The sequence below is a fragment of the Pseudaminobacter soli (ex Zhang et al. 2022) genome (assembly GCF_014595955.1).
GTDB lineage: Bacteria > Pseudomonadota > Alphaproteobacteria > Rhizobiales > Rhizobiaceae > Kumtagia > Kumtagia pseudosoli.
Genome location: NZ_JABVCF010000002.1, coordinates 299,356 through 326,071 on the forward strand (window position 1 = coordinate 299,356; position 26,716 = coordinate 326,071).

Here is a 26,716-nt window from a genome sequence, read left to right on the forward strand (position 1 = left end):
AAGGGAGCCACGCGGTTCGGGCCTGTATCGTGAAATTCGGCGAGCCTATACACGCGCGGGGCGGGTTTGGCCAGACTCGGGCTGAAACTTTTTCGGCTCTACCTGACGCATTGCACATAGTCGCCGGCGCCTGCTGCACGGCGCTGGATGAGACTTGCCAGCCTGCGCATGCCGGGTCCCGGCTTCGCAGGGTTGCGCGTTATCGGGTTCGGCAGGGTGACGGCCATCAGCGCCGCCTGGCGAGGGCTGAGCCTTTTGGCCGAAACGCCGAAATGGTGCTGCGCGCCGGCCTCGATGCCGTAGATCCCCGGGCCCCACTGGGCGATGTTGAGATAGATCTCCATGATCCGGCGCTTCGGCATGACCAGGTCGAAATAGGCGGCGTAGGGGAGTTCGATCACCTTGCGCACGAACGAGCGACCGTTCCAGAGGAAGAGGTTCTTCACCGTCTGCATGGTGATGGTCGAGGCGCCGCGCGTTTGCTCGCCGGCAAGCGCATCGTTCACCACGCCCTTGAGTTCGCCGAAGTCGATGCCGTAGTGGCGGCAGAACTGCCCGTCCTCCGACATGATCACGGAGTTCACCAGCACCGGGGAGATATCCTCGAGAGCAACCCAGCGCCGGTCGTAGCCCCGGAGTGACGCAAGGTCGGAGACCATCAACGTCGAGACAGGATGGACAAAGGGTGGCAGGTAAAGGAGCGTCAGGCCGACCGGGATCAGGAGCACCGCAATGGCGGCTGTCACGGCTCTGCGGACCCACACGCCCAGGCCGAGGCGTCGTGACCGGCCCCTCTCTCTTGCCATTCCCTCGGTGTCCGTTTGAACGGTTTCGTCCAAGCCCACTCGCCATCCCGCTCGTTGTGTCCCGGCATAAAGGTCCAAGGCTGCGAGCGCAACGCTTGCCTTCGTCGGCCGGCTTGACCGCGGCCCGGTTTCGCCTAAACGGGCCGCATGGTGACACCGACCCCACCTTCCTTCGAAGATTTGCTCGCTCGCCGCGCGGCCGAGATCGAGGATGAACTCGCCCGCTTGCTTGGCGAAATCCCGGCCGACCGCGAGATCGTGAGGCCGAAACAGCTCCTGGCCGCCATGCGGCACGGGGTGTTCAACGGCGGAAAGCGAATTCGTCCGTTCCTGGTGCTGGAGAGCGCGGCCCTGTTCGGCCATGCCGGGCCCGAGGCTTTGCGGGTGGCGGCGGCGCTCGAATGCGTCCACTGCTATTCACTCATCCACGACGACCTGCCGGCGATGGACGATGACGACATGCGCCGTGGCCAGCCGACCGTGCATCGCGCCTTCGACGAAGCCACCGCGATCCTCGCGGGCGACAGCCTGCTGACTTTGGCTTTCGATGTGGTCGCCGAGCCGCCGCCGGCCGGGCGCGATGCCGCGGGTGCGGCACGGCGGCAGTTGGAACTCACCCGCGGCCTCGCCCGCGCGGCAGGGCTTGGCGGCATGGCCGGCGGCCAGGCGCTCGACCTCGCTGCGGAAAGGGAGACGCCGGACGAGGCCGGCATCATCACCCTGCAGGCGATGAAGACCGGCGCGCTGATCCGCTTCGCCTGCGAGGCGGGAGCGATCGTCGCCGATGCGGCGCGCGATGACCGGGAGCGGCTGGCCGAGTTCGGCTCTGCGATCGGCCTTGCCTTCCAACTGGCCGACGACCTGCTCGACGTCACGGCGAGCGCCGAAGCGATGGGCAAGGCGACGGGCAAGGACGCGGCGGCCGGCAAGGCGACGCTGGTCGCGCTGCATGGCGCCGACTGGGCGCGCCGGCAGCTTTCCGGCCTGGTCGATCAGGCTCATGCGCTGCTCGAGCCTTATGGCGACCGCGCCGCGACACTGAAGGCCGCCGCGTCGTTCATCGCGGAAAGGCGGAGCTAGAATCTCGTTCCGGGCGAGGGCTCCGTCCCCCGCGGCGGTTCAGGATCGATCGTTCTGAACTTTCCCTGTGTGGCGCCTCTTCGCTCGGCGCATTCCCGCCCGCCATTGACAAGGCAGGCCTCATCCGCCACCTCAAGGCCATCCCTTCAACAGAGGCGCACCGGGCCATGACCGGATATCAATCCTCTCCCTTGCCGCGGAGGCGCTCGGTTGCCGTCAATGTCGGCGGCGTGATCGTTGGCGGCGATGCGCCGGTGGTCGTGCAGTCCATGACTAACACCGATACGGCCGATATCGACTCCACCGTCGCGCAGGTGGCGGCGCTGTGGGAGGCGGGCTCCGAAATCGTGCGCATCACGGTCGACCGCGACGAGAGCGCGGCGGGGGTCGCCGGCATCCGCGAGAGGCTGGACCGGCTCGGCATCCCCGTGCCGCTGGTGGGGGACTTCCACTATATCGGCCACAAGCTGCTCGCCGATCATCCCGAGTGCGCCCAGGCCTTGGCGAAGTACCGGATCAATCCCGGCAATGTCGGCTTCAAGGACAAGAAGGACCGGCAGTTCGCGGCGATCGTCGAGATGGCGATCCGCTACGACAAGCCGGTGCGGATCGGCGTGAACTGGGGGTCGCTCGACCAGGAACTGCTCACCAGGCTCATGGACGAGAACCAGAGGAACGGCGCGCCGCTGACGGCCGACGAGGTGACGCGCGAGGCGATCGTGCAGTCCGCGCTGCTTTCGGCCGAGATGGCCGAGGAGATCGGGCTCCCGCGCGACAAGATCATCCTATCGGCCAAGGTGAGCCGGGTGCAGGACCTGATCGCCGTCTATATCGAGCTGGCCCGCCGCTCGGACCACGCGCTGCATCTCGGCCTCACCGAGGCGGGGATGGGGACGAAGGGCATCGTGGCCTCGTCCGCGGCCATGGGGATCCTGCTGCAGCAGGGCATTGGCGACACGATCCGCGTCTCGCTGACGCCCGAACCCGGCGGAGACCGCACCCGCGAGGTGCAGGTGGCGCAGGAACTTCTGCAGACGATGGGGTTCCGTCAGTTCACGCCGGTGGTGGCTGCGTGCCCCGGCTGCGGCCGCACCACCTCCACCGTGTTCCAGGAACTGGCGCAGACGATCCAAGAGGATCTCCGCCGCAACATGCCGGTATGGCGGGAAAAATATCCCGGCGTCGAGGAGCTCAAAGTCGCCGTCATGGGCTGCATCGTCAACGGCCCGGGCGAGTCCAAGCATGCCGACATCGGCATCTCGCTGCCGGGTACCGGCGAGACGCCCGCCGCACCGGTCTTCATCGATGGCCGCAAGGCCGCGACGCTGCGCGGCCCAGATATCGCCCAGGATTTCCAGAAGATGGTGGCGGATTATATCGAGGCGCGGTTCGGACAAGGTGGAAGGGCTGCGGCGGAGTAATTTCGCGTCTTTGCGCACCGCACGTTGGTGGCCGCTGCGCGCCTTTGCCTGCTGGCGTGCGAAGGGGCACAATCAACTAACACAAGTGGGCTTCTGCCTCGCGACACTTTTCCCGTCGTTGATCGCATCCAGCGCCCTCGCTGAACCCTCCACTCCGCGGCCCGATCCGCCCATCACCACGGCGCGCATCTGCGACCTGATCGACGTGCATGCCACGAAGAACGGGCTGCCGCGTGACTTCTTCGCCCGCCTGATCTGGAAGGAGAGCCGCTTCGATCCGAACGCGGTGAGCCCGGTGGGAGCCGAGGGGATCGCACAGTTCATGCCCGGCACGGCCAAGCTGCGCGGACTGGCAAACTCATTCGACATCGAGCAGGCGCTACCGGCGTCGGCGCGCTATCTCGCCGAACTGAAGACCGATTTCGGCAATCTCGGCCTCGCGGCCGCCGCCTACAACGCCGGCGAGGCGCGGGTGACGAACTGGCTCGCCTCCGGCGGCTTTCTGCCGCTCGAGACCGAAGGTTACGTCCTCGACATCATGGGCGAGCCAGCCGACAATTTTAGCGACAAGAGCCACGCAGGAACGATACGCCCGCTGGATCCAAAACGGTCGTTCGGTGAGGCCTGCCGCGACATGCGTACCATCCGCTCGCACACCATCGCCATGGCGACGATCCATATTAAGCCGTGGGGCATCCAGGTCGCCGGCAATTTTAACCGTGCCGCGGCGATCCGGCAGTGGCAGCGGGTATCCGGGCAGTTCAAGGGAATGTTGAAGGGCGAGGAGCCGGTGGTCAGCAGGATCCGAACGCCACGCGGCCGACGTGGCATCTATGCCGTCCGCATCGGTGCGGATGACCGCAAGAAGGCAGACGACATATGCCAGCGGCTGCGGCAGGCGGGTGGCTCCTGCCTCGTGATGAGGAACCGCTGAGCCGTCGGAGCCCTGTCCGCGCCCGCACCAAAGAAAAAAGATAAAAAAGCCTTACTTCGGAAACCTGTTGTTAGGGATATTCCCTAATTGATTGAGCTGCGCCGTCGTGATGGAACGAACGGCGATCGCGGCTGTTTCAGAGACATGGCGACCTCGAAGATGTTCGGCAATAAGAGATGGCGGCTCCTGGCGGGCGTTGCGGCGCTCGTGATTTCCGGTGCCGCGGTGGCGGCCGAAATCGCCTATCCCCTCGAGGGAGAGCGCCTCGCGCTGGTGGCTCCGCAGATCGGCGCCGCTGTTTCGAGCATCAATCCTGCGCAGCCTTCCCAGGATGAAACGGAGCGCTTCGCCGACGCCCCGTATGGCGTCGACGCAATGGTGACCGGACCGGTCAGCGCCGCCTTCAAGCAGCAGCAGGAGCGGCTGGGCTGCGCCGAGGCCGAGTGGCCCAACATCCCCACCGGCTGCTATCCAGACTGAGCCGGCGCCTGACGGCCTGGATTAAGCCAGGCCGCGCTTGACCATCATCGCCTCCGGGCTCGGCATCTTGCCGCGGAACGCCTTGTAAAGCTCTTCCGGATCTTGTGAGCCGCCTGCCGCGTAGATGTGCGTGTTGAGCTTGCGGGCGAGCTCCGGATGGAAAGGATCGCCGGTCTCCTCGAAGGCCGAGAAGGCGTCCGCGTCGAGCACCTCCGACCACATGTAGGAATAGTAGCCGGCCGAGTAGCCGTCGCCGGCGAAGGCGTGCTGGAACTGCGGCGTGCGGTGGCGCATCGCGATCGCCTGCGGCATCTCGATCCTCTTCAAGGTCTCGGCCTCGAAATCCATCGGATCGACTGGGGAATCAGGCCGCGCGTGGTATGCCATGTCGACCAGCGCGGAGGAGGTGAACTCCACGGTCGCGAAGCCTGCGCCGAAAGTGCGGGCAGCCAGCATCTTTTCCAGCAGCGCCTTCGGCATCGGCTCGCCGGTCTCGTAATGGCGCGCGTGCTTCTCCAGGATCTCCGGCACGGTCAGCCAATGCTCGTAGAGTTGGGAGGGAAGCTCGACGAAGTCGCGGCTCACCGACGTGCCGGAGATGGAGGGCCAGGTCACGTCGGTCAGCATCCCGTGCAGCGCGTGGCCGAATTCGTGGAACAGCGTCTTCGCCTCGTCGAGCGACAGGAGCGCTGGCTCGCCCTCCGGCGCCTTGGCGAAGTTCATGATGTTGTAGATGATCGGCTCCGAGCCCTGGCCCAGCTTGTAGCCGGAGCGCAGCGCGCTCATCCAGGCGCCGGAGCGCTTCGACGGCCTAGCGAAATAGTCGGCGAGGAAGACGGCGACGCGACGATCGCCCTGCATGACCTCGAAGGCGCGGACGTCCGGGTGCCAGGCGGGAATGCCTTTCCGCTCTACGAAGGTGAGCCCGAACAGCCGGCCGGCGACGTCGAAGCAGGCCTCGATGATCCGCTCGAGTTGGAGGTACGGCTTGAGTTCCGCCTCGTCGAAGGCGTAGCGCTCGGCCCGCAGCTTCTCCTGATAGTAGCGCCAGTCCCAGCCGGCGATCTCCTCGTTCGCGCCGGAGGCGGCGGCGATGCGCTGAAGCTCCGCTTGGTCGGCGGACGCCTTGGCCTTCGCCCGGTCCCATACCGGCTCGAGTAGGCCCCAGACATTCTCCGGCGTCTTGGCCATGGTGTCGTCGAGCTTCAGGGCGGCATAGCTCCCGTAGCCGAGCAGCTTTGCCTTTTCGGCGCGCAGGGCCAGCGTCCGGGCGACGACCTCGCGATTGTCGGTCGAGCCGCCGTTCTCGCCGCGCTTCGTGAACGCTTTCCAGGCCGCCTCCCGCAGGTCGCGGCGGGTGGAGAAGGTCGTGAACGGCTCGTAGATCGAACGCGACAGAGTCAACGCGTACATGCCCTTGCGGCCGCGCGACTCCGCAGCCTGGGCCATGGCGTCGCGCAGGAACTCGGGCAGGCCGTCCAGGTCGCCTTGTTCGAGGAAGAGCACCCACTCCTTCTCGTCGGCCAGAAGATTCTGGCCGAAGCGGGCACCGAGCGAGGCAAGTTCCTCGTTGATCGCCGCCAGCCGCTTCTTGCCCTCCGGATCGAGTTTTACACCGGCGCGGACGAAATTCTTCCAGCTTTTTTCCAGGACGCGCAGGGTCTCCGCATCGAGACCGAGCGTATCGCGCCTCTGATAGAGCGCGTCGATCCGGCCGAAGAGTGCTTCGTTCATCGAGATCGCGGAATAGTGGCGCGCCAGCTTCGGCGCCATGTTGCGTTCGACGGCCTGGATGGTGTCGTTCGTGTTCGCGCCGGCGACGCACCAGAAAATGGCGGCGACGCGGCTCAGCGCATCGCCGGACAATTGCAGCGCCGCCAGCGTGTTCTCGATCGAGGGCTCCTCACCATTCGAGGCAATCGCATCGATTTCGGCATCGTGCGCGGCCAGCGCCGCATCGAAGACCGGCCCGAAATCCCCGTCGCTGATTTGCGCGAAATCCGGCAGGCCGAGCTGTCCTGTCCATCGCGTCAGCGGTTGGCGTTCGAGGTCGATGGCGGGAGTGGCTTCGGTCATCTGCATCGCTCTTCAGGGGAGGGGTAGCTTCCATTTAGGAGGGGGAGGAATGCGGCGCAACGATGTTGACCGGCTGCCTCTCCCTTGCTAGGTGCGGCAAAATAGTAAGGGAAACTTATCAAATGCCGGCGGTCTTGGATTCTGACAGCTTCGGCTTCCTCATCACTGACGCGACGCGCCTATATCGCGCCGAGTTTGACCGGCGGATCGCCGCCGCAGGGCTCGGCATCAGCCCCGCGGACGCGCGCACGCTCAGCCACGCCACTCGCTGCGGCCCGATCCGGCAGAACCTGCTGGCCGGACGGATCGGGGTGGAGGCGATGACGGTCAGCGAGTCCCTCGACCGGCTGGAAGGGCAGGGGCTGGTGGAGCGCGGCATCGATCCTTCCGATCGTCGAGCGAAGCTGGTGCACGTGACGGACGCGGGTGCGGCCATGCTGGGCAGAATCCACGAGATCGCCCAGAGTCTCTGGGCCGATGCATCGGCGGGTGTGACCGGGTCGGACTGGGAGCGTTTCCTTCAAACCCTGAAATCGGCGCGCGACAATCTCGCCTCCTTGCGCGAGCAGTCCCGGAGCGGAGGCGTCGTGGCATGAACGTGCAGTCCAGGCCGGCAGCGCGACCGGTGATGAGTGAGCGCCGCGTCAGCCTGCTCGGCGGCCTGCTGGTGGCGATCGGGCCGGTCTCCATGGCGCTCTACACACCGGCCATGCCGGAGATCGTGCACGCCTTCGGGACGACCGAGGCGGCGGTCAAGCTTACGCTCTCGGTATATTTCGCCGGCTTCGCGCTGGCCCAACTCGTCTGCGGCCCGTTGTCGGACGGGCTCGGGCGCAAACCCGTCACCTATGGCTTCCTCGCGATCTATCTCGTCGCTTCGCTGCTGGCGATGATCGCACCGAACGTGCATGTGCTGATCGTAGCGAGGTTGCTGCAGGGCGTCGGCGCCGCCGTGGGCTGGGCGATCGCCAGAGCCATCGTCCGCGATCTCTTCACGCATGAGCGCTCCGCCCGCATCATGAACCTGATCGGCCTGATCCTGGCGGTCGGACCGGCGGTGTCGCCGACGCTCGGCGGGCTTACGATGGAACTCGCAGGCTGGCATGCGATCTTCGTGCTGATGTTCGTGGCGGCACTCGGCATCATCCTGGCCGTGCGGCTGATCATGGTGGAGACGGTGCAGCGCGACATCTCGCGTATCCGGCCGCGCGCGCTGATCGGGTCGTACCGCCAGGTCCTCGCCTCGCCCTATTTCGTGCTGTCGAGCCTGGTGCTGTCCGGCTCGGTGGGAGCCCTCTACACACAGGCGACGGTCCTGCCCTTCATCCTGATGGACAGGGTGGGGTTCACGCCCAGCCAGTTCGGCGCGGGGATGCTGATGCAGTCGGGGATGTATTTCGCGGGCTCGCTTGCCGTGCGCCAACTGCTCGGCCGCTTTGGCGCTTTCCGGCTCGTGCCGGTCGGGCTTGCCTTCATTGGCCTCGGCAGCGTCGCCGTTGCCGTCACGTTGCGGGTCTATGAGCCCTGCTTCCTCGGGGTCATGGGACCGGTCGCGCTGTTCTCGTTCGGCATCGCGTTCGTCATACCGGCGACTGCGACCGCAACGCTGGCACCTTTTCCGCACATCGCCGGAGCGGCCTCCTCGATGAGCGGCTTCTTCCAGATGGGGGGCGGCCTGCTCGGAGGCCTGATCTGCGCGGCGATGGGCGATCCCGTGGTGGCGATGGCGACGGTCATCCCCGCCATGGGGCTGCTTGCCATCCTAAGCTGGGCATTGTGGACGAGGCTTCCGACGCCGAAGGCCGCCTCGGTCGTTCAGGCCCCTCCGGTCAGTTCCCCGTCGGAGTAGACCGGGGCAAATCGCGCCAACTGTACTGGTTCAGTCGATCTCGGGGCGCCTGAAGTCGCCGGTCTCGCGGTCCATCACCCACAGCTCGCCGGTCGATATGTCGAACCAGGCGCCGGAAAGTGTGAGCTGGCCCTCGTCCTCCAGAGCCTTGATGTAGGGGAAGGTGCGGAGGTTCGCGATCGAATAGCGGATCGAAATGCGTTCGAGTGCGGTCTGCCGCTCGCCCTCGGTGAGCAAGGTGTTCCCGGACACGGCATCGGCCGAAGGCGCGAGCAGGCTCATCCATTTCCCGATGAAATCGCCGGGCGAAGCCGGCCCGGAGCCGGGCGCCAGCGCGGCGCGGATGCCGCCGCAGCGACCGTGACCCATGACCACGATGTTCTTGACCTTAAGGCTCTGAACCGCGAATTCGAGGGCAGCCGAGGTCGAGTGGAATTCGCCGTCCGGTGCATAGGGCGGCACGAGGTTGGCGACGTTGCGCAGCACGAAGAGTTCGCCCGGCCCTGCGTCGAAGATGACCTCGGGGGCAGATCGGGAGTCGCAACAGGCGACCACCATCGTTGCGGGCGCCTGCCCCCCGCGCGCAAGCTCGCGATAGCGATCCGTCTCGGCGGCGTAGCGCCCCTGCATGAAATTGCGGTAGCCGGAAAGCAACTGGTCGGGGAGATCGGTCATGGATTTCCTCCTAAAGGCAAGTGCCCCGGCGGATCAATGGGCGACTTGCTGCGCCGCAGCATTTTTCAAGCCCAGATCGCGACCGGAATTCCGTGCCCGTCGCGCCCGGGAGGATCGGGGAAGGGCAAGGCCTCGCCTCGCGCATGCCGCGCCGCGATCATGAGTACGGCGCAGGCGTCGAGGAAATCGTCGTCGCCAGCACCGCGCGGGGTAGGACCATCCAGGAAATCTCGCTCGATCCCGCATCTGGCGAGGAGTTCGCGCCGCTCCTCCATGCCCTCCGGATTGATGCGGCCCTTCACCTTCTTCGGCTTTCCCATAGGGCGGCCACCGTTCAGTCGCCAGAACGCGACCTCGGGATGCGACTCCAGGATGCGCTCCCGGAGGTCGGGGCGGGCGATGAGAAGTTGGTCCAGCTCGCGGATTTTCGAGAAGATCCCGAACGCCTGAATGGAGACGCCGCGCGGCGGATCGGAGGTCGCGCGGGCAATCCCGCTCGCCTGCCGGTGCAATTCGTACCAGCGGTCGAGCGTGCTGAAGGGCTCGTCGGCGGCATAGACGGCCGCCCGCGAGGGTATCGAGAAGACGCTCGACTGGCGCTCGCCCAGAAATTTGCGCACGATGGCCTCGGGTCCGCGGCCTCCCTTCGTGCTGAAGGAAGGAAGACCGATCGGCATGTCGACCGCGACGACCGCATCGTCGGGAAGCGCATCGACCAGGTCGCAGAAGCGCCGCGCGATCAGCGCCTCGGGTGCCTGCCCGCGCCGGCGGACGACGGCGATCCAGCCGGCCTTGCAGCCATCCACGCCGGCGATATCGACCGGTGCGTCAAGGCTCATGCGCGGCGGTCGGGTCCGGGATGCATCAGATGCCGCAGATGGACCATCGCCATCGGATGAGAGAGGCTCTGCGCGTCGGTTTCGATCTGGAGTTCGTCGCCGCCTCGCTTGGCTGTACGAGCGAGGATCTCGAAGACAGAGGCTGTCGCCGACTGCAGTGCCTTGCCAGCCGGCTGGCCCTCCAGGAATCTCGCCAGTAGTAGAGCCGAGGTCAGGTCGCCAAGCCCGTTCGGAGGCTTGTCGATCATGCGGTGCTCGGCGAGCAACGCCTCGGAGGGGGTTAGCAGCAGGTTGCCGATGCCGCCCGCCATCAGAGCGGGGGAGGACGTGACCAGCATCGTGGGCGGACCTGCCGTCAGCGCCGCCGACATGACGTTGCGCAGTTCGTCGAGGCGTTCGCCCATCATCCATTCGAGTTCGTAGCGGTTGGGCGTCGCAATGTCGGCGATCGGCATCAGCACGTCACGCATGGCCTCGGCCACCGGCTGCGGAACATAGAGGCCGCGCATGTCGCCCATCACCGGGTCGCAGAGATAGATGGCGCGCGGGTTCCTCGCCTTCACGGCGCCGACCAGCGAGGCGACGGCCTCGGCCTGCGTGGCGTCGCCGAGATAGCCCGACAGGACGCCGGCGACCTCGCCCAGCCATGGCGCGTTCTCCAGGTCCTTCATCAGGGCGGCGAACTCGCGCGGATCGGGAACGATGCGCGTGGCGCGGCCATGGCCGGGATGCCAGGGCAGGATGACGGTCGGCACGGCCCAGACGGGGATGCCCAGGCTCTCCAGGGCCAGCACGACGGCCCGGTTTCCGACCGAGCCACGGGCGACGTGGCTGGACACCACGATCACGGCGCGGGGATTTTCCTCAGGCGGGGCGTTCATTGCAGATCAGAGTCCGCGCAGCAGGTAGGAGGCAAACCAGAGGACCAGGCCAATTGTCAGCACGAAGCCGAGCGTGCGGCCGATCCGGGTTCCCCAGGTCTCGATCGGATCGTCGTCCTGCCGGATGCCGGCCGCGTCCCTGTCTGGTCGATCGCCGGTCGGGAGGCCGGAGAACAGCCCGCCATCTGCTTCGCGGCCCACTCGTCCAATGATGCGCCGCGATTCATCGGTCCGATCCGCGTCGTTGCCGCTACGCACGCGATCCTCCTCAGTCAACCGAAAGAATCGCTATCACACCCTTCGCTGCGCGTCCAAGGCTGTTCGGGCCAACCCGTTTCATTGTGGCCGGAGTGTGATAAGTCTTCGCCTCTATTGATTGCGAGGGGTTTCATGTCGATCAACAGCCTAGCCGCCGCTTCGCCCCAGCGTCGGACGCTGGCCCTCATGGTGCTTGCCGCGCTGCTGCCGCTGTTGTCGGCCTGCGGCTACAATACGATCCCGACGGCGGAGGAAAAGGCCAAGGCGGCCTGGAGCGAGGTGCTCAACCAGTACCAGCGCCGCGCTGACCTCATCCCGAACCTGGTGGAGACCGTGAAGGGCTATGCCACGCATGAGCGCGAAACGCTAGAAGCCGTGGTCGAAGCCCGCGCAAAGGCCACCCAGGTAAGGGTCACACCGGAGACGCTGACCGATCCCAATGCCTTCAAGGCGTTCCAGGAGAACCAGGCCGGCCTGACCAGCGCGCTCTCCCGCCTGCTTGCCGTGGTGGAGAACTATCCGGACCTCAAGGCCAACCAGAACTTCCTCTCGCTGCAGGCGCAACTGGAGGGCACAGAGAACCGTATCGCGGTCGCCCGCCGTGACTACATCGAGGCGGTAAGGGAGTATAATCTCACGTTGCGCACCTTCCCGTCCGTGCTGTGGGCGAAGCTCTGGTTCACCGATGCTGAGCCGTTCCAGAATTTCACAATCGCCGAGGACAAGATGCAGGCGCCGACGGTCAATTTTGGCACCAAGCAGGGCGGTTAAGGGGCGTTCGAGCACTCGGGTCGACCTCATATGGTCATACTCACGTCCGGCCGAGAGCCGTTGAAGGCGGCTATTGCCTTCCTGGCGCTGTTCACGGCCCTGCTGCTGTCGAGCCTCGCGCTCGCTGCCGAACTGCCGAAACTCACCGGCCGGGTGGTCGACAATGCCGGGATGATCGACCCCGCGGACGATACGGCGCTCACCCAGAAGCTCGAAGACTTCGAGAAGAAGTCCACCGACCAGATCGTGGTGGCGACCATCGACAGCCTCAATGGCGAGGCGATCGAGTCCTATGCCAACCGGCTCTTTCGCGAATGGCACCTCGGCCAGGCGGGCGAGAACAACGGCATCCTGCTCCTAGTCGCAAAGGTCGACCGCAAGATGCGCATCGAGGTCGGCTACGGCCTGGAGGGCACGCTGACCGACCTCCATTCCAAGCTGATCATCGAGAACACGATGCTGCCGGCCTTCCGCGCCGGCGACTTCTCGGGCGGGATCTCTCGCGCCGTCGACGATATCATAATGGTTCTGGAGGGCAATGCGGCCGAGTTGGAAGCCCGCTACAAGCGCAATCAGCCGAGTGCTATTGAGGATGTCGACTGGGTCGCCGTAGTCTTCATCGCGCTGTTTCTCACGATCTTCCTCGGCGCGATGGCAATGGCGATCCTGCCGCCCATCTTCGGGAAGAGGATCGGTCGCAATCGATATCGCTGGCTCGGCATGGACATCACTACCGGTGGCGGTGCGGGAGGCTGGTCGTCCGGGCGCGGTGGCGGATGGTCGTCCGGTGGCGGAGGATGGTCGTCGGGCGGAGGCGGTTTCTCCGGCGGCGGTGGCTCTTCCGGTGGCGGCGGCGCCTCTGGGAGCTGGTGATATGCGGCACGGCATGACCCCTGACGATCACCAACGCATCGCCGCGACGATCCGCGCAGCAGAGGCCAAGACGTCCGGCGAGATCTTCTGCGTGGTGGCGCGCCGCAGCGACGGCTATTTCTATCCCGCCGCGTTCTTCGTTGCCCTGTTCACGATGGCCGCGGCACTGATTGCCGCCTTCGTGCTCGAATATCTGTGGATCAGCGTAAGGCTGCCGATTTTCGTGTCAGCGGTGGTCTCGGCACTTGCCACGGCCTGGCTTCTCCTCCTGCTCCTGCCGCAAGCGCGCATCCTGTTCGTGCCACACCGGCACCGCCATCGGCGCGCCCACGAGAATGCCATGAGGCAGTTCCTGGCCCGCAACATCCATCTCACTTCGGCCAGGACTGGAGTGCTGATCTTCGCCTCGCTGGCGGAGCACTATGCCGTGGTAATCGCTGACAGCGGCATCAATGCCAAAGTGCCGCAGGAAACCTGGAATGAGATCGTCGGCGATCTTGTCCGCAAGGCCGGCGAGGGGCGCTTGCCTGAGGGCCTGGGCGCGGCTGTCGACAAGGTGGGAGGCCTGCTTTCCTTGCATTTCCCGCGCGGCGCCGGGGACGTCAACGAACTCGACGATCATGTTGTGGAAATCTGAGGTTGCATCGAAGGCTACGTAGAGACCACAACCTGTCGCCGCTTGCATTGATCGTGTGGAGTTCTACACTCGATCGGTCATGACTACGCTGACCATCGATATCCGCAAGGCCGTCCCCGAGGACGCGTCGACGATCGCCGAGATCCATCACGACGCGTGGATGGGGGCGTATGCCGGCATCATTCCGCACAAGGCGCTCATCCGCATGGTGCACCGCCGCGGCGAGGACTGGTGGGCGAGCGCTATAAGGCGCGCGGCGAGCGTCATGGTGATCGAACTCGGCGGCGAGATCGCCGGCTATGCCACGATAGGCAGGAATCGGGCTCGCCAGCTTCCGCAGCAGGGCGAGATCTACGAACTTTACCTGAAGCCCGAATATCAGGGCGTCGGCCTGGGCAGCCGGCTATTCCGCGCCTGCCGCAGGAAGCTCACAGGCCATGGCCTGAAGGGGCTGGTCGTATGGGCGCTGGAGGACAACCAGAACGCCCTGTCCTTCTACGCCGGAGCCGGTGGACGGGACGTGGCCGAAGGCGTCGAGGTCTTCGACCAGAAGGCGCTGAAGAAGATCGCATTCGTCTGGGATTGAACCACCTCTGCCTGCGACGCTTCGGCACGGGGCGTTGCGCCTGCGTGTCGGGGCAGTTATCGGGAGCCCGTCAGAAAAGGGATTCCCGCCATGCGCATCGAAGCCATTTCCACGGGCAGCAACCCGCCCGAGGACGTCAACGTCATCATCGAAGTGCCGGTGGGCGGCGAGCCGATCAAGTACGAAATGGACAAGGAGGCCGGCACGCTCTACGTCGACCGCTTTCTCCACACCCCAATGCGCTATCCCGGCAACTACGGCTTCGTGCCGCACACGCTCTCGGGCGACGGCGATCCGATCGACGTGCTGGTCTGCAATACGCGCGCGCTGGTGCCGGGCTGCGTCATCAATGTCCGTCCGATCGGCGTGTTGATGATGGAAGACAATGCCGGCGTCGACGAGAAGGTGATCGCGGTGCCGTCACCGCATCTCACCAAGCGCTACGAAAAGGTCTCCAACTACACCGACCTGCCGCAGATCACGCTGGACCAGGTCGCCCACTTCTTCCAGCATTACAAGGACCTCGAGCCGGGCAAGTGGGTGAAGATCAGCGGCTGGCAGGACGCCGACAAGGCCCGCCAGATGATCGTGGAAGCGATCGAGCGCGCGCGCGCCGCCAAGGGCTGATGGCCAGCGCGCCGGGTGGATCCTGGCGCGAAAATTCCGGCAGCGCGGCGTCTTCATTCACGACGACGCGCTTGTCGTCTCGCACGAGAAGTCGCGGGCCTGTTCGTCCGCGATTCTGCGGACTGTCTTGTTCGCCCTCAACTCCCGCTCGTCGCCACCAGTTCGACGGCGCAGCTTCGCCAGGGCTCGGCTGTCCGACTCTCCTGCTGCTGTGCGACCGCTAGCTCAAATGCTGGCCGGAGGGAAACGGACGCTCAATCCTCAGCAGCCGCGAATGTGTCGAGCTTGGTTGAGATGGCGGCCGGATCCGCCTCGATCCGCACAGTCTTGAGGCGGGCGGTATGGCCGGCCACTACCGTGACCGTGGACCGTGGAATTTTCAGGCATTCTGCAATCACGCGCTCGAGCGCGGTGTTGGCCGCGCCTTTCTCCGGCGCTGCACGCACGCGCACCGCGAGGTGGCTGCGACCGTCCGCGCTTTCCTGGATGGCGTCCACCCGGTCCGTGCCGGATTTCGGCGTGAGCCGGACGAAGAGGTCGATGCCGCCGTCGCGCGCCCGGTAGAAGGCGCTCATTGCCTTAGACGACGAGCGGAGCCACACTGGTCCACAGGAACTGCCGGAGGAAGAAGATAATGAGCAGCACGATGATCGGCGAGATGTCGATGCCGCCGAGATCGGGCAGCAGCCTCCGGATCGGCGCGAGCACCGGCTCGGTCACGCGGAACAGGAAGGTGCCCACCGTGCCGACGAACTGGTTGCGCGGGTTCACCACGTTGAAGGCATAGAGCCAGGAGAAGATCGCGGAAGCGATCAGCAGCCACCAATATATTCCGAGCGCGAGATCCACCGTCTGGATGAGGGCGAGCATGAAGGTCTCCTGAGAACCGCCGACATGTAGCCACTAACCCGTTGCAGGACAAGGTTTGGAAAGGTCACGGCAGCATCTGATCGCGCCCTGGCAATCCAGAGTTCGATCCAGCCTGTTTGCCGCTCATCCGCTTGCGCGACCAGCTAAACTTTCTCCTCGGCAAGCCTGTTCCGGAAAGGACATCGGCACCGCCTATCGGTATGCGCCAGAGAGGCCATCCAGGATGCTTGACAGCGGAGGCGGCGCTGCACATAACACCGCATCCGTCGGACGGGGCTGTAGCTCAGCTGGGAGAGCGCGTCGTTCGCAATGACGAGGTCAGGGGTTCGATCCCCCTCAGCTCCACCAACGGCGGATCATCTTATACCCTCAGTCACCCCGCATAAGGTGATCTTGTGGCAAACGGCGATTGGCGCGCCACATTGGTGACAAGCATCATCTTTCCAGAATCGGGGGGATGCACCCGGCAAGTGTAGCGGGTACGCGGCGCTCACAAGCCAGTGATCCACCTTCCGATACGGAAAACTAACCGGAAGAATCTACGCTGCGTTTACGTTGGCGAAGCGGTTTAGTTTGCCGCGCGGCAGGACCAGGAAGATGCAACCGGCGATGGCGACAATGCAATCTCGAAGAATGCGGCAGCCACGCGGGAGCATCGTAACAGGGAATCACACTTTGTGATGTCGCGTCGGCGCGTTTTTGTGGCAATGCGGTCTCACCAGGTCTGTTTGGGACAGTCTGCATGACGAGACAATATTTCGGGACGGACGGCATTCGCGGGAGAGCGAACAAGCACCCGATGACGCCGGAAGTCGCCATGAAGGTCGGCATGGCGGCCGGGCTCTCCTTTCAACGGGGCAAGCACCGTCACCGCGTCGTCCTCGGCAAGGATACGCGACTCTCCGGATACATGATCGAAAACGCCATGGTGGCCGGCTTCTGCGCGGCCGGCATGGATGTCTTCCTGCTCGGCCCGATCCCGACTCCGGCGGTCGCCATGCTGGTGCGGTCTCTGCGCGCCGACATCGGGGTGATGATCTCGGCGTCCCACAACCCTTATTACGACAACGGCATAAAGCTGTTCGGCCCGGACGGCTACAAGCTCTCCGACGAGATCGAGTCCCGGATCGAGGCCCTTGTGGATCAGAACGTCGACATCGCTCTCGCAGATGCCGACAGGCTGGGCCGGGCGAAGCGCATCGACGGCGTTCACGACCGCTATATCGAATTCGCCAAGCGGACCCTGCCCAAATCCATGTCGCTGGCCGGCTTGCGCATCGTCATCGACTGCGCGCACGGCGCGGCCTACAAGGTGGCGCCCGCAGCCCTCTGGGAACTCGGCGCGGAGGTGTTCGCGATCAACAACGAGCCGGACGGCTTCAACATCAACCAGGAATGCGGCTCGACCCATCCCGAGAGCCTCGCCAAGAAGGTCCACGAGGTGAGGGCCGACATCGGCATCGCGCTCGACGGCGACGCCGACCGCATGATCATCGTCGACGAGAAAGGCAATGTCATCGACGGCGACCAGATCATCGCGCTGATCGCGGAGACCTGGCTGCAGAACGGCAGGCTGGCGGGCGGCGGCGTGGTGACGACGGTCATGTCGAACCTCGGGCTGGAGCGCTTCCTCGCCGATCGCGGGCTGCAACTGCACCGCACCAAGGTCGGTGACCGCTACGTGGTGGAGCACATGCGGGCGCACGGCTTCAATGTCGGCGGCGAACAGTCGGGCCACATCGTCCTGTCGGATTTCTCGACCACCGGCGACGGGCTGGTCTCGGCGCTGCAGGTCCTTGCCTGCCTCAAGCGTTCCGACAAGCCGCTGAGCGAACTGCTGAGCAAGTTCGAACCTGTGCCACAGGTCCTCAAGAACGTTCGCGTGACAGGGGGTGGCAGGCCGCTCGAGACGGCGGAAGTCAAGGCGGTGATCGAGGGTGCCCGCGAGCGGCTGGGCGATTCCGGGCGTCTGGTCATCCGCCCCTCCGGCACGGAGCCGCTCATCCGGGTCATGGCCGAGGGCGACGATCCTCAACTGGTCGAGCAGGTGGTCGGCGACATCGTCGAGGCGATCTCGGAGCTTCGGACGGCGGCCTGACCCGGCCGGCAAGAGGCTGAAGGAAGCCGCGCGCCTAGCGCGGCTTTTCTTTTGTTCGGCAGGACAGTGGGGGTGAATCAGGCGCGGCGGTTCATGTGCGCCAGTCAAGTTCCCCCGCGATCCCTATGCACTAGCCTCGAATTGCGGAGAGGTAGTGCTCCGTCCTGCTGCTCAGCTGGACAGCAAGTCAGCAACGGTGCGTGTTTATGCTTAACCGGCGTGGTTAAAGAACACGGTTAAGCGCACTTTAACCTTTCCCCTCCATTATCCATGCTCTGTTGAAACTAGTCGGGCGCGGGCGGTCCAGTCCGATGAGCGTGGGGTATCTCAGATGGTGAGACTTGGAATGAGGGGGCTCGCGGCCGTCCTGGCGAGCGGCATCGCCTTTCCGGCCGTCGCTGCCGATTTCTTCGAGCCGCCTCCGGTCGTCGAGGCGCCGCCGCCGGTCTACCAGGCTCCCGCAGTCGGCGGGTGGTACATCCGCGGCGATGTCGACTATCACTGGAACGATTTCAGCCACGCGGACTACATCACCGGCACGCCCGGCGCCGAAGGCAGGCTCAACGGCGACCTGAAGGGCGCGATGTCGATCGGCGCCGGCATCGGCTATCAGGTCAATGACTACTTCCGCGTCGACTTCACGGGCGACTATTTCTTCGACGCGGATTTCGACGGCTCGACGGTAGGCTTCTGCGGCGGCGGAGCGCCGTGCGTGTCCAGCGACTCGACCTCGATGAATGCGCTGCTGCTGCTCGCCAACGCCTATGTCGATCTTGGCACCTATTATGGCTTCACTCCGTATGTCGGTGCCGGCATCGGCGGCGCCCATGTGCGTTGGGACGATCTGCGCAACGTCAATGACGACGGCGAGTTCTTCCACGAGGGCGGCAAGGAGTGGCGTTTCGCCTATGCCGCGATGGCCGGCGTTTCCTACTGCCTGACCAGCGCGACCAAGCTCGACGTGGGCTATCGCTTCTCGCACATCAATGGCGGCCGCATGTTCGGCTTTGATACCGGGGCAGGCCCGGGCTTTGACGACGGCATCAATGTGCACGAAGTGCGCGGCGGCCTTCGCTACCAGTTCACCGGCAATAACGGCTGCGAACCGCCGCCCCCGCCGGTCGCTTACGAGCCGCCGCCCGTCTACAAACAGTAGGCCGCCGCTCAGCGAGTTCTCGACCGCCCGGTTCCGCCGGGCGGTTTTGCTTTGGGCGCAATTGGCCGAAGGCGGATTCGTCAACCATCCGTTAGCCTTAACTGGCGTTTAACCGTTATGGTTAACAATGCTTCCGAATAGCGATGCAGGATCGTTCCGCCGCGTCGCCGCATCGGGAGTCTTGCACCAATGACCCTTGCCAGCCGCGCCGCACTCCTTCTGGCTGTTTCAGTTCTTCCGCCGGCGACCGCCGCTGTCGCTGCCGATTACGAACCGCCGATCTATGTCGAGCCCGCGGAAGAATACGTTCCGGTCGAGGTGGGCTCCGGTTGGTATTTGCGCGGGGATATCGCCTACAACTTCGAAACGCGGTTCAAGAACACCAGGGCCGAGCTGAGCGGCGACTTCTCGGAGTTCGCGCCCTTCTTTCCTTACATCCCGACGCGCTTTGATGAAAAGGAGACGCCGGTTTTTGGGAGCGTCGGATTCGGCTATCACTTCAACGACTATCTGCGCGCGGATGTCAATCTGGGCCTGCTGCCGAAGGATCGCTTTGCCATCGATGGGTTCCTAGGAGGAGGGTGCACTCTGAACTGCGATCTTGGGGTCGATATCGAGCAGACCTATTGGACAGGGATAGCCAACGGCTACATCGATCTCGGAACCTATGCCGGTCTCACGCCGTACGTCGGTGCGGGAATAGGAGTGCTCTACAGCAAGATCGAAGTAGAAGGTGAGGCCGCGGGGGTCCGGGCCGAGTTCACGGATAGGGACTATAACTTCCTTTATACGCTTAACGCGGGGCTCTCCTATCAGATTGCCGCCAACACGTCGCTCGACGTTGGCTATCAATTTCTCTCGGCGCCGGATGCTCAGTTCATCAGGATCGATCCTGATCGCGTCAAGGTGGGCGAGGGCATCGACTTCCACCAGGTCCGCGTAGGCCTGCGCTACGATCTCTGGTAAATCGCACTTCTAAGAAAACAGTGGGCGGCGGTGTGACGGCACCGCCGCCTTTGTTTTTGGGCCATGGGCGCCGTGAGGCTTGGCTTGCGCCTTGCGCAGGCGAGGCTCCGGGGCTAGCAAGGCTCCAGCTTTCCAAACGTTCAGGAACATCGCGACATGGCTTCGAAGACACTCCTCCTGCTCCCCGGCGACGGCATCGGTCCGGAGGCGATGGCCGAGGTCGAGAAGCTGATCGCGGTCATGAACGCCGACTATGGCGCGGGCTTCGAGACCGAGCGCGGACTGGTCGGCGGCTCGGCCTACAATGCCCACGGCGAGGCCATCTCCGAAGAGGATATGGCCAAGGCGCTCGCCGCGGACGCAGTGCTGTTCGGTGCGGTCGGCGGACCGAAGTGGGACCATGTTCCCTACGAGGTGCGGCCTGAGGCGGGGCTGCTGCGCCTGCGCAAGGATCTGGCGCTCTTCGCCAATCTGAGGCCCGCCATCTGCTATCCGGCTCTCGCCCAGTCGTCCTCGCTCAAGCCGGAGGTTGTCGAGGGTCTCGACATCCTGATTGTGCGCGAGCTCACCGGCGGCGTCTATTTCGGCGAGCCCAAGGAGATCATCGATCTCGGCAACGGTCAGAAGCGCGGCATCGACACCCAGGTCTACGACACCTTCGAGATCGAGCGCATCTCCTCGGTCGCCTTTGAACTCGCCCGTACGCGCAAGAATCACGTCACTTCGATGGAGAAGCGCAACGTGATGAAGTCTGGCGTGCTGTGGAACGAGGTGGTCACCCAGACCCAGAAGGCGAAGTATGCCGACGTGAAGCTCGACCACATGCTGGCCGACGCGGGCGGGATGCAGCTGGTGCGCTGGCCGAAGCAGTTCGATGTGATCGTCACCGACAACCTGTTCGGCGACATGCTTTCCGACGTCGCCGCCATGCTGACCGGCTCGCTCGGCATGCTGCCGTCGGCCTCGCTCGGCGCGCCGGATGCCAGGACCGGCAAGCGCAAGGCGCTCTACGAGCCGGTGCACGGCTCAGCGCCTGACATCGCCGGCAAGGGCATCGGCAACCCGATCGCGATGATCGCCTCCTTCGCCATGTGCCTGCGCTATTCGTTCGGAATGACGGCGGAAGCCGACCGGCTGGAGGCCGCGATCTCCGGCGTGCTCGACGATGGCCTGCGGACGGCCGACATCATGTCCGAAGGCATGACCCAGGTCGGTACCACAGCGATGGGCGACGCCGTCATCGCGAAGTTCCGCGCCTTGTCGGCTTGATGGTCTCGCCAGCGAAATAATCTTCCCTCCGCTGTCGGATTGCTGTTTCCTCCTTCGTCCTTGGGGCTTACCCACGAAGGAGGAACCGAATGTCCTATGTCGACGGATTTGTGCTGGCAGTTCCGAAGAACAATCTCGACGCCTATCGCAAGATGGCGCAATTGGGTGGCGAAGTCTGGAAGGAACACGGCGCGCTGGCCTATGTCGAATGCCTGGCCGACGACGTGCCCTATGGCGAACTGACCTCGTTCCCGCGCGCGGTCCAGGCCAAGGAGAACGAGGTCGTCGTCTTCTCCTGGATCGTCTATGAGTCACGCGCGCACAGGGATGCCGTCAACGCCAAGGTCATGGCCGACCCGCGTTTGAAGTCGGACTGGGAGACCATGCCCTTCGACGGCAAGCGCATGATCTTTGGAGGCTTCCAGCCGTTCCTCGAGCTTTGAGCCGCTTCCGGCCGGCTCCACACGACGCAATGCTGCGGGACTGACACGCCTTCAGGGCCGGGGTCCCAGCAGTCGGCGTGCTTCTGCGACGGACGCAAGTGGGTCTTGGCTCTATGCCACGAACCCTATGAAGCGGCCGGCCAGAAGCACGGAGGTCCACAGCAACATCGAGACCAACGCCGATGCCTGCTGGGCGGGGGAGGGCGCCTTGTCCGCGGGCCTCTTGCGGGCGAGCCACAGGAACAGCAGGAAGTTCAGCCCGGCGAGCACGATGAGACCCATCTTGGCGAGGAAGATGGGCATGGCGGCATATTCCGTCGCCCGCACCGAGAAGAGCGCAAGACCCGTGATCACGGCGCCTAGGAAAGCGAGAAGAGCGACCCGCCGCATGAGGGCCAGGAAGGGTTCACCGGCTACCAGCTTCAGAGCTCCGAGCAGGCGCAGATCCATCAGCAAGACAGAGGTGAACAAGGCGCCTATTGCCGCGACGTGCAGGGCGTTGACGATCGGATAGACATAGAACGACCCCTTGAGCAGCCGGACCAAGCCGGTGTGTTCTAGGGCTGCCAGGAACTCCACGGCGGGCTCAGACCGGCGGTATCCGGTCCGGATAGACGTCGAACGTCTTGCCGTTCACGATGATGCGCACTGCCTTCATGCGGTTTTCCGACTTGTCTCGCGAGCGATTGCCGATCGCGATGACCTTGTCCCCGGCCTTGGCCGAGTCCTCGGTGAAGCCGGCGCGGATGGTCGCCGAAGGAGGGGCAAGCTCCACCCGCCAGATTGCACCTTTCACCTCGACATCCAGCGTCACATGGGGGTTGCCCATATCGATGCTGCGGATCGTGCCTTCGATCTGCGAGCTCTGTTCCTCGGTCCAGGACCAGCCGTGATGAGCCATTGCCGGCAAAGCCGGTCCAAGTGCAAACAGAGCCGCGGCCACGAGTCCGGCCAGCCAATTTCCACGAGCTGATTTCCTCATCGGCTCCTCCTCGGAGGTGCTGCAGGCCCACTGATCCCAACAGCATGTGCGTCCGGCGGACGCGTGCATTGAGCACGGTCAATATCGGTCAAACACCTGGCCGCAGTCCAGACGCAAAAAAGGCGGCACAGCGGCCGCCTTTTCTCGTTTCGATGAATGCCGGAGCTTATTCCGCCGCGTCCTTCTTCTCGGCGGCGAGCGCCTGAGCGGCAGCGATCTTCTCGGCCTCGAGACGCGCCTTCTCGGCATTCGCGGCTTCGCGCTCGGCGTCGTTCAGCTTGCGGGCGCGCACGCCGGTGTTCTCGGAGATGCGGGCCGACTTGCCGCGGCGGTCGCGCAGGTAATAGAGCTTGGCGCGGCGGACCTTGCCGCGGCGGACGATCTCGACCGCCTCAACGGCGGGGGAATAGATCGGGAAGACGCGCTCCACGCCCTCGCCGTAGGAAATCTTGCGAACCGTGAAGTTCTCCTGGAAGCCGGAGCCGGAACGCGCGATGACCACGCCCTCATAGGCCTGCAGGCGGGTACGGCTGCCTTCGGTGACGCGCACCTGGACGCGCACGGTGTCGCCCGGCTGGAATTCCGGGAGCTTGCGCTTGGCTTCGATCTTGGCGGCCTGCTCGGCCTCGAGCTGACGGATGATGTCCATCTCAGTAACCTCTTCTTGCTTCTCGACAGCCAGAGCGCCCGACTCTTGCCTTGCAGCCGATGGCCGCTCAGCTATGCCGTCTCTCGGAAAGAGAAGCAGGGGCGAGTTCACCGTCCTTATGACGGGCCCGGTCGGTCATCCTTCCGGTAGCGTCCGCGCGATACACCAAAACGACCGGCTTGTCACTCCCTAAGAGCGCGGATTGGCCGAGGCGTCGACCCTCGCAGGAAGCGCCGCGCGAGACAGTCGAGGCTTCTCCACCTTCTCGAGCAAGACTGAAAGCCTGGCATATCCTTAAGCTCGATCCGGCGGCTTGCGCCACGGTGGCTCTGCCCGTAGACCCGACGACCATTCATTCAGCATCAGGGCGGTCCCTCGAAATGCAAATTGCCGAAATCCTGCTCCTTGCAGTCGCGGGCTTCGGCGGGGGCGCGATCAATGCGGTCGCGGGCGGTGGCACGTTCCTCACCTTTGGCGCCATGACGCTGGCCGGGGTGCCGCCAATCTCCGCCAATGCCACCTCGTCGATCGTACAATTTCCCGGCTATGTGACCTCCACGCACGCCTACTGGCGCGACATCAAAACCTTCTGGCGTGAGGCGCTTGTGCTTGCCGCGCTCTCCGCGGTCGGCGCGCTTGCCGGCGCGCTCATCCTGCTTGCGCTCGACAATCCGTCCTTCCGCGCCATGGTGCCGTGGCTGCTGATCGCCGCAACTGCGCTATTCGCCGCCGGTCCATGGCTCAAACCGAAGCCACGGCCGGGCGAGGCGGCAAAGGTCAACTCCCTCGCGAGTTCGGTCGCGCAGTTCCTGACCGCGATCTATGGCGGCTTCTTCGGGGCCGGCATGGGTGTGATGATGCTGGCCAGCCTCGGGCTTACGCAATCCGGAGACTATCACCGGCTCAATGCGCTGAAGAACATGCTCGCAGTGGTCATCGCGGCCGTCGCGATCCTGGTCTTCGTTTCGGGCGGCGTGGTCGCTTGGCCCGAAGCGCTGGTGATGATCCCCGCGGTGGCGCTCGGCGGCTACGCCGGCGTGTGGGCGGCGCGGCGCGTGCCGCAGGCCGTCATGCGCGGCATCGTGATCGCGGTGGGGCTATTGCTTGCCGCCTATTATTTCGTGACAGGCTGAGTGCGGCCCGAAAGCAGATCCGGCCGCCGCTCTCTCGTCAGCCTCTCCGCCTGCTCGCGCCGCCATGCGGAAATTTTCGCATGGTTGCCCGAGGTCAGTACGTCGGGGATCGGCATGCCCTCGAACTCCTGCGGGCGCGTGTAGTGGGGATGTTCGAGCAGGCCGTGCTCGAAACTCTCCTCTTCGCCGGACTGCGCGTTGCCCATGACGCCGGGAAGCAGCCGCACGATCGCATCGAGCAGCACGATGGCCGCCGGTTCCCCGCCCGACAGGATGTAGTCGCCGACCGAGATTTCCTCGAAGCCGCGGGACTCGATCAGACGCTGGTCGATGCCCTCGAACCGGCCGCAGAGGATTACCGCACCGGGACCGGCGGCGAGTTCGCGCACGCGCGCCTGGGTCAGCGGTTTTCCGCGCGGGCTCATCAGCAGGCGAGGCCTCGGGTCTCCGGCGGGTGATCCATGATCGACGGCGCGCGCGAGCACGTCGGCGCGCATGACCATACCCGCCCCGCCGCCGGCTGGCGTGTCGTCGACGCTGCGGTGTTTGTCGAGCGCAAAGTCCCTGATCTGCACCATCTCCAGCGACCACGCCCCTTCCGACAGCCCGCGACCCGCCAGCGAGAGGCCGAGCGGGCCCGGAAACATCTCCGGGTAGAGCGTGAGAACGCTGGCGCGAAAAGTCACCGGTTTTCTCCAGCGTTCTTCGGGCCGCGTGGGCGGCGGTCCGTTTCGGAGGCCGATCCCGATAGCTCGGGAGATCCGTTCTCTTCCATATCGATAAGGCCCGCGGCCATCTCATCGATTGCGATGAACCCGCCCGCGACATCGACCAGGGGCACGGCAGCCTCGCTGAAAGGGATTAGGACGCCCTTCTTGTTACGGTGCGTGATCTCGAGAAGATCGCCGCCGCCGAAATTCTGGACGGCGGTCACCTTGCCGATCACCTCGCCGCTAACGCCGCGAATCTCGAGCCCGATCAGGTCGGCATGGTAGAACTCGCCTTCTTCGGTGTCGTCGGGCAGGGCCGAGCGATCGACGTAGAGAGCCGTGCCGTTCAGCGCCTCGGCAGCATTGCGGTCGCTCACGCCCTTGAAGCGGACGACGACCATGTCCCCCGCCGGCCTGATGTCGAGGATTTCGAAGGAGCGGCCATCTAGCGCTTTCACCGGACCGTATTCGCCGAGCGCGAGCGGATCCTCGGTGAAGGTTTTCACCCGCACCTCGCCGTGAATGCCGTGCGCGGCGCCGATCACCGCCATCTGGACCGGGTTCTTCAAGCTTTGCTCCATGGCGCCCGCTCTAACGCCGGCGGCGTAGAGTTTCAACGAGCGCGCGTTCACCGCGTGCTAACTTCTCGCGCGCCAGCATTGGTGCTTTCCGGGAGAATCGCCGTGCAGGAGTTCCTCATCGCCGCCAAGCCGGACCTGCAGGCGGCGCGCGAAAGCTGGCTGAAGATGCTGGGCAAGGAGCGGCGGATGTCGCCGCTGACCGTCGATGCCTATGAGCGCGACACCAGGCAATTCCTGCAGTTCCTCACCGGCCATTGCGGCGGTCCTGTCGGCATCAGCGACATTGCCAGCCTGCGCCCGGCGGACCTGCGCGCCTTCCTCGCTTCGCGACGCAATGGCGGGGCAGGGGCGCGTACGCTCGGACGAGGCCTCGCCGGCGTGCGCTCGCTGCTGCGGTATCTTGAACGAAAGGGCCTCGTGAATGCAGCGGGGGCAACCGCACTGCGGGCGCCCAGGCAGCCGAAGTCCCTGCCGAAGCCGTTGACGGCGCTGGATGCCCGCAGGGTCGTCTCCGTCGATGAACAACTCGCGGAGGAGCCATGGGCGGCAGCGCGCGACGCCGCGGTGCTGACCCTGCTCTATGGATCGGGTCTGCGCATTTCCGAGGCGCTCGGCCTCCCGGCCTCGGTGCTCCTAGGGTCGGACGAAAGCGTGCTCAGGGTCACCGGCAAAGGCGGCAAGACGAGGCTTGTCCCGGTCCTGCCGGTAGCGCTGGAGGCGGTGGCGGAATACCGGCGGCTCTGCCCCTACCACCTTGATCCGGACGGGCTGTTGTTCCGCGGCGCCCGGGGAGGGCCGCTCAACCCCGCCATCATCCAGCGGGCGATGCGGAAGATGCGCAGCGCCCTCAACCTGCCGGACACCGCTACCCCACACGCACTTCGCCACTCCTTCGCGACGCATCTGTTGGGGCGGGGCGGCGACCTACGCGTCATCCAGGAACTGTTGGGGCACAGCAGTCTTTCCACCACGCAGGTCTATACTGGTGTCGATACGGCGCGCCTGCTCGAAATCTACGATGCGGCACATCCGCGGGCCTGATCGGTTCGGATGCACCGCCTTTTCA

Annotated in this window: 31 protein-coding genes and 1 tRNA gene; 19 read left to right on the forward strand and 13 right to left on the reverse strand. The window is 64.9% G+C overall.

Features of this window, described 5'->3' with window-relative positions; translation table 11 throughout:
• Positions 1-98: 98 nt before the first annotated feature.
• Complete coding sequence (locus tag HUI96_RS04585) at positions 99-806, reverse strand: biosynthetic peptidoglycan transglycosylase (RefSeq protein ID WP_188253465.1); 708 nt, start codon at positions 804-806, stop codon at positions 99-101.
• A 147-nt stretch (positions 807-953) separates the two neighbouring features.
• On the opposite strand from HUI96_RS04585, the gene HUI96_RS04590 reads away from it, so the two are divergent.
• The 4 genes from HUI96_RS04590 (at position 954) to HUI96_RS04605 (ending at position 4,721) form a co-directional block, all read left to right on the forward strand.
• Entirely contained in the window at positions 954-1,886 is a 933-nt protein-coding gene (locus HUI96_RS04590; protein ID WP_188253466.1) for a polyprenyl synthetase family protein, read from the forward strand.
• Between the two features lie 167 nt (positions 1,887-2,053).
• The gene (ispG, locus tag HUI96_RS04595; protein ID WP_188253467.1) at positions 2,054-3,307 is read left to right on the forward strand and encodes a flavodoxin-dependent (E)-4-hydroxy-3-methylbut-2-enyl-diphosphate synthase; all 1,254 of its coding nucleotides are present in this window, start codon (positions 2,054-2,056) and stop codon (positions 3,305-3,307) included.
• A gap of 85 nt (positions 3,308-3,392) precedes the next feature.
• Positions 3,393-4,241 (forward strand): lytic transglycosylase domain-containing protein, encoded by an 849-nt coding sequence (locus HUI96_RS04600; RefSeq protein WP_425299200.1) that lies wholly within the window; start codon positions 3,393-3,395, stop codon positions 4,239-4,241.
• Between the two features lie 144 nt (positions 4,242-4,385).
• Complete coding sequence (locus tag HUI96_RS04605; RefSeq protein ID WP_188253469.1) at positions 4,386-4,721, forward strand: hypothetical protein; 336 nt, start codon at positions 4,386-4,388, stop codon at positions 4,719-4,721.
• Between the two features lie 21 nt (positions 4,722-4,742).
• Here the strand turns inward: HUI96_RS04605 and HUI96_RS04610 are convergent, their stop codons facing one another.
• The gene (locus tag HUI96_RS04610; protein WP_188253470.1) at positions 4,743-6,797 is read right to left on the reverse strand and encodes a M3 family metallopeptidase; all 2,055 of its coding nucleotides are present in this window, start codon (positions 6,795-6,797) and stop codon (positions 4,743-4,745) included.
• A gap of 122 nt (positions 6,798-6,919) precedes the next feature.
• Between HUI96_RS04610 and HUI96_RS04615 the strand changes: the two genes are divergently transcribed.
• Together HUI96_RS04615 and HUI96_RS04620 are read left to right on the forward strand one after the other, a co-directional pair.
• Positions 6,920-7,393, forward strand: a complete 474-nt coding sequence (locus tag HUI96_RS04615) for a MarR family winged helix-turn-helix transcriptional regulator (RefSeq protein WP_188253471.1) — start codon at positions 6,920-6,922, stop codon at positions 7,391-7,393.
• On the forward strand, positions 7,390-8,646 hold the full coding sequence (locus HUI96_RS04620) for a multidrug effflux MFS transporter (RefSeq protein ID WP_188253472.1): 1,257 nt from the start codon (positions 7,390-7,392) through the stop codon (positions 8,644-8,646). The genes HUI96_RS04615 and HUI96_RS04620 overlap by 4 nt, the downstream gene beginning before the upstream one ends.
• 30 nt (positions 8,647-8,676) lie before the next feature.
• Here the strand turns inward: HUI96_RS04620 and HUI96_RS04625 are convergent, their stop codons facing one another.
• From HUI96_RS04625 to HUI96_RS04640, 4 genes are all read right to left on the reverse strand, one after another.
• A complete protein-coding gene (locus tag HUI96_RS04625) occupies positions 8,677-9,321 on the reverse strand; it encodes a carbonic anhydrase (protein WP_188253473.1) in 645 nt (214 codons plus the stop codon).
• 65 nt (positions 9,322-9,386) lie between these two features.
• Positions 9,387-10,160 carry a DUF429 domain-containing protein gene (locus HUI96_RS04630; RefSeq protein WP_188253474.1) on the reverse strand — a complete coding sequence of 258 codons (774 nt, stop codon included), beginning with the start codon at positions 10,158-10,160 and terminating at the stop codon, positions 9,387-9,389.
• Positions 10,157-11,041: a pyridoxal kinase PdxY gene (gene pdxY / locus HUI96_RS04635; RefSeq protein WP_188253475.1), complete on the reverse strand. Its 885-nt coding sequence runs from the start codon at positions 11,039-11,041 to the stop codon at positions 10,157-10,159. Before pdxY ends, HUI96_RS04630 begins: the two co-directional genes overlap by 4 nt.
• 6 nt (positions 11,042-11,047) lie before the next feature.
• Positions 11,048-11,299 carry a hypothetical protein gene (locus tag HUI96_RS04640; RefSeq protein ID WP_188253476.1) on the reverse strand — a complete coding sequence of 84 codons (252 nt, stop codon included), beginning with the start codon at positions 11,297-11,299 and terminating at the stop codon, positions 11,048-11,050.
• A gap of 132 nt (positions 11,300-11,431) precedes the next feature.
• Here HUI96_RS04640 and HUI96_RS04645 point away from each other — a divergent pair, with 132 nt between their 5' ends.
• From HUI96_RS04645 to ppa, 5 genes are all read left to right on the forward strand, one after another.
• Positions 11,432-12,070, forward strand: coding sequence for a LemA family protein (locus HUI96_RS04645; protein ID WP_188253477.1), 639 nt, complete (start codon positions 11,432-11,434; stop codon positions 12,068-12,070).
• Positions 12,071-12,100: 30 nt separating this feature from the next.
• On the forward strand, positions 12,101-12,943 hold the full coding sequence (locus HUI96_RS04650) for a TPM domain-containing protein (protein ID WP_188253478.1): 843 nt from the start codon (positions 12,101-12,103) through the stop codon (positions 12,941-12,943).
• Between the two features lie 13 nt (positions 12,944-12,956).
• Entirely contained in the window at positions 12,957-13,580 is a 624-nt protein-coding gene (locus HUI96_RS04655; protein ID WP_237683953.1) for a TPM domain-containing protein, read from the forward strand.
• Positions 13,581-13,659: 79 nt separating this feature from the next.
• A complete protein-coding gene (locus tag HUI96_RS04660) occupies positions 13,660-14,166 on the forward strand; it encodes a GNAT family N-acetyltransferase (RefSeq protein WP_188253480.1) in 507 nt (168 codons plus the stop codon).
• 90 nt (positions 14,167-14,256) lie between these two features.
• Positions 14,257-14,793 carry an inorganic diphosphatase gene (ppa, locus tag HUI96_RS04665; protein WP_188253481.1) on the forward strand — a complete coding sequence of 179 codons (537 nt, stop codon included), beginning with the start codon at positions 14,257-14,259 and terminating at the stop codon, positions 14,791-14,793.
• 254 nt (positions 14,794-15,047) lie between these two features.
• Here the strand turns inward: ppa and HUI96_RS04670 are convergent, their stop codons facing one another.
• Positions 15,048-15,368, reverse strand: a complete 321-nt coding sequence (locus tag HUI96_RS04670; RefSeq protein WP_188253482.1) for a DUF167 family protein — start codon at positions 15,366-15,368, stop codon at positions 15,048-15,050.
• Positions 15,369-15,372: 4 nt separating this feature from the next.
• Positions 15,373-15,663 carry a YggT family protein gene (locus tag HUI96_RS04675; protein ID WP_188253483.1) on the reverse strand — a complete coding sequence of 97 codons (291 nt, stop codon included), beginning with the start codon at positions 15,661-15,663 and terminating at the stop codon, positions 15,373-15,375.
• 272 nt (positions 15,664-15,935) lie between these two features.
• Between HUI96_RS04675 and HUI96_RS04680 the strand changes: the two genes are divergently transcribed.
• From HUI96_RS04680 to HUI96_RS04705, 6 genes are all read left to right on the forward strand, one after another.
• Positions 15,936-16,011 (forward strand) — tRNA-Ala (locus HUI96_RS04680).
• Between the two features lie 394 nt (positions 16,012-16,405).
• A complete protein-coding gene (glmM, locus tag HUI96_RS04685; RefSeq protein WP_188253484.1) occupies positions 16,406-17,761 on the forward strand; it encodes a phosphoglucosamine mutase in 1,356 nt (451 codons plus the stop codon).
• A 346-nt stretch (positions 17,762-18,107) separates the two neighbouring features.
• Positions 18,108-18,917 (forward strand): outer membrane protein, encoded by an 810-nt coding sequence (locus HUI96_RS04690; RefSeq protein WP_188253485.1) that lies wholly within the window; start codon positions 18,108-18,110, stop codon positions 18,915-18,917.
• Between the two features lie 189 nt (positions 18,918-19,106).
• Positions 19,107-19,883, forward strand: a complete 777-nt coding sequence (locus HUI96_RS04695; RefSeq protein ID WP_188253486.1) for an outer membrane protein — start codon at positions 19,107-19,109, stop codon at positions 19,881-19,883.
• Positions 19,884-20,039: 156 nt separating this feature from the next.
• The gene (gene leuB, locus HUI96_RS04700; RefSeq protein ID WP_188253487.1) at positions 20,040-21,152 is read left to right on the forward strand and encodes a 3-isopropylmalate dehydrogenase; all 1,113 of its coding nucleotides are present in this window, start codon (positions 20,040-20,042) and stop codon (positions 21,150-21,152) included.
• An 89-nt stretch (positions 21,153-21,241) separates the two neighbouring features.
• Positions 21,242-21,595 (forward strand): DUF1428 domain-containing protein, encoded by a 354-nt coding sequence (locus tag HUI96_RS04705; RefSeq protein WP_188253488.1) that lies wholly within the window; start codon positions 21,242-21,244, stop codon positions 21,593-21,595.
• Between the two features lie 111 nt (positions 21,596-21,706).
• Here HUI96_RS04705 and HUI96_RS04710 read toward each other — a convergent pair whose 3' ends face one another.
• The 3 genes from HUI96_RS04710 to rplS all read right to left on the reverse strand — a co-directional run bounded on the left by HUI96_RS04710 (position 21,707) and on the right by rplS (position 23,226).
• Complete coding sequence (locus HUI96_RS04710) at positions 21,707-22,174, reverse strand: DUF6644 family protein (protein WP_188253489.1); 468 nt, start codon at positions 22,172-22,174, stop codon at positions 21,707-21,709.
• A gap of 7 nt (positions 22,175-22,181) precedes the next feature.
• A complete protein-coding gene (locus tag HUI96_RS04715; protein ID WP_188253490.1) occupies positions 22,182-22,577 on the reverse strand; it encodes a DUF6152 family protein in 396 nt (131 codons plus the stop codon).
• Between the two features lie 166 nt (positions 22,578-22,743).
• Positions 22,744-23,226, reverse strand: a complete 483-nt coding sequence (gene rplS, locus HUI96_RS04720) for a 50S ribosomal protein L19 (RefSeq protein ID WP_188253491.1) — start codon at positions 23,224-23,226, stop codon at positions 22,744-22,746.
• 380 nt (positions 23,227-23,606) lie between these two features.
• On the opposite strand from rplS, the gene HUI96_RS04725 reads away from it, so the two are divergent.
• The gene (locus tag HUI96_RS04725; RefSeq protein ID WP_188253492.1) at positions 23,607-24,359 is read left to right on the forward strand and encodes a sulfite exporter TauE/SafE family protein; all 753 of its coding nucleotides are present in this window, start codon (positions 23,607-23,609) and stop codon (positions 24,357-24,359) included.
• Here HUI96_RS04725 and trmD read toward each other — a convergent pair.
• Positions 24,341-25,045 (reverse strand): tRNA (guanosine(37)-N1)-methyltransferase TrmD, encoded by a 705-nt coding sequence (gene trmD, locus HUI96_RS04730; RefSeq protein WP_188253493.1) that lies wholly within the window; start codon positions 25,043-25,045, stop codon positions 24,341-24,343. The genes HUI96_RS04725 and trmD overlap by 19 nt on opposite strands.
• The gene (gene rimM / locus HUI96_RS04735) at positions 25,042-25,620 is read right to left on the reverse strand and encodes a ribosome maturation factor RimM (protein ID WP_425299201.1); all 579 of its coding nucleotides are present in this window, start codon (positions 25,618-25,620) and stop codon (positions 25,042-25,044) included. The genes trmD and rimM overlap by 4 nt, the downstream gene beginning before the upstream one ends.
• Positions 25,621-25,752: 132 nt before the next feature.
• On the opposite strand from rimM, the gene HUI96_RS04740 reads away from it, so the two are divergent.
• Positions 25,753-26,691, forward strand: coding sequence for a tyrosine recombinase XerC (locus HUI96_RS04740; RefSeq protein WP_337917954.1), 939 nt, complete (start codon positions 25,753-25,755; stop codon positions 26,689-26,691).
• Positions 26,692-26,716 lie beyond the last annotated feature (25 nt).

Bases quoted from the DNA above. Each gene is read 5' to 3' on its own strand.
- HUI96_RS04585 (WP_188253465.1), bottom strand. From the start codon at position 806: ATGGCAAGAGAGAGGGGCCGGTCACGACGCCTCGGCCTGGGCGTGTGG.
- HUI96_RS04590 (WP_188253466.1), top strand. From the start codon at position 954: ATGGTGACACCGACCCCACCTTCCTTCGAAGATTTGCTCGCTCGCCGC.
- ispG (WP_188253467.1), top strand. From the start codon at position 2,054: ATGACCGGATATCAATCCTCTCCCTTGCCGCGGAGGCGCTCGGTTGCC.
- HUI96_RS04605 (WP_188253469.1), top strand. From the start codon at position 4,386: ATGGCGACCTCGAAGATGTTCGGCAATAAGAGATGGCGGCTCCTGGCG.
- HUI96_RS04610 (WP_188253470.1), bottom strand. From the start codon at position 6,797: ATGACCGAAGCCACTCCCGCCATCGACCTCGAACGCCAACCGCTGACG.
- HUI96_RS04615 (WP_188253471.1), top strand. From the start codon at position 6,920: ATGCCGGCGGTCTTGGATTCTGACAGCTTCGGCTTCCTCATCACTGAC.
- HUI96_RS04620 (WP_188253472.1), top strand. From the start codon at position 7,390: ATGAACGTGCAGTCCAGGCCGGCAGCGCGACCGGTGATGAGTGAGCGC.
- HUI96_RS04625 (WP_188253473.1), bottom strand. From the start codon at position 9,321: ATGACCGATCTCCCCGACCAGTTGCTTTCCGGCTACCGCAATTTCATG.
- HUI96_RS04630 (WP_188253474.1), bottom strand. From the start codon at position 10,160: ATGAGCCTTGACGCACCGGTCGATATCGCCGGCGTGGATGGCTGCAAG.
- pdxY (WP_188253475.1), bottom strand. From the start codon at position 11,041: ATGAACGCCCCGCCTGAGGAAAATCCCCGCGCCGTGATCGTGGTGTCC.
- HUI96_RS04645 (WP_188253477.1), top strand. From the start codon at position 11,432: ATGTCGATCAACAGCCTAGCCGCCGCTTCGCCCCAGCGTCGGACGCTG.
- HUI96_RS04650 (WP_188253478.1), top strand. From the start codon at position 12,101: ATGGTCATACTCACGTCCGGCCGAGAGCCGTTGAAGGCGGCTATTGCC.
- HUI96_RS04655 (WP_237683953.1), top strand. From the start codon at position 12,957: ATGACCCCTGACGATCACCAACGCATCGCCGCGACGATCCGCGCAGCA.
- HUI96_RS04660 (WP_188253480.1), top strand. From the start codon at position 13,660: ATGACTACGCTGACCATCGATATCCGCAAGGCCGTCCCCGAGGACGCG.
- ppa (WP_188253481.1), top strand. From the start codon at position 14,257: ATGCGCATCGAAGCCATTTCCACGGGCAGCAACCCGCCCGAGGACGTC.
- HUI96_RS04670 (WP_188253482.1), bottom strand. From the start codon at position 15,368: ATGAGCGCCTTCTACCGGGCGCGCGACGGCGGCATCGACCTCTTCGTC.
- HUI96_RS04675 (WP_188253483.1), bottom strand. From the start codon at position 15,663: ATGCTCGCCCTCATCCAGACGGTGGATCTCGCGCTCGGAATATATTGG.
- glmM (WP_188253484.1), top strand. From the start codon at position 16,406: ATGACGAGACAATATTTCGGGACGGACGGCATTCGCGGGAGAGCGAAC.
- HUI96_RS04690 (WP_188253485.1), top strand. From the start codon at position 18,108: ATGAGGGGGCTCGCGGCCGTCCTGGCGAGCGGCATCGCCTTTCCGGCC.
- HUI96_RS04695 (WP_188253486.1), top strand. From the start codon at position 19,107: ATGACCCTTGCCAGCCGCGCCGCACTCCTTCTGGCTGTTTCAGTTCTT.
- leuB (WP_188253487.1), top strand. From the start codon at position 20,040: ATGGCTTCGAAGACACTCCTCCTGCTCCCCGGCGACGGCATCGGTCCG.
- HUI96_RS04705 (WP_188253488.1), top strand. From the start codon at position 21,242: ATGTCCTATGTCGACGGATTTGTGCTGGCAGTTCCGAAGAACAATCTC.
- HUI96_RS04715 (WP_188253490.1), bottom strand. From the start codon at position 22,577: ATGAGGAAATCAGCTCGTGGAAATTGGCTGGCCGGACTCGTGGCCGCG.
- rplS (WP_188253491.1), bottom strand. From the start codon at position 23,226: ATGGACATCATCCGTCAGCTCGAGGCCGAGCAGGCCGCCAAGATCGAA.
- HUI96_RS04725 (WP_188253492.1), top strand. From the start codon at position 23,607: ATGCAAATTGCCGAAATCCTGCTCCTTGCAGTCGCGGGCTTCGGCGGG.
- rimM (WP_425299201.1), bottom strand. From the start codon at position 25,620: ATGGCGGTGATCGGCGCCGCGCACGGCATTCACGGCGAGGTGCGGGTG.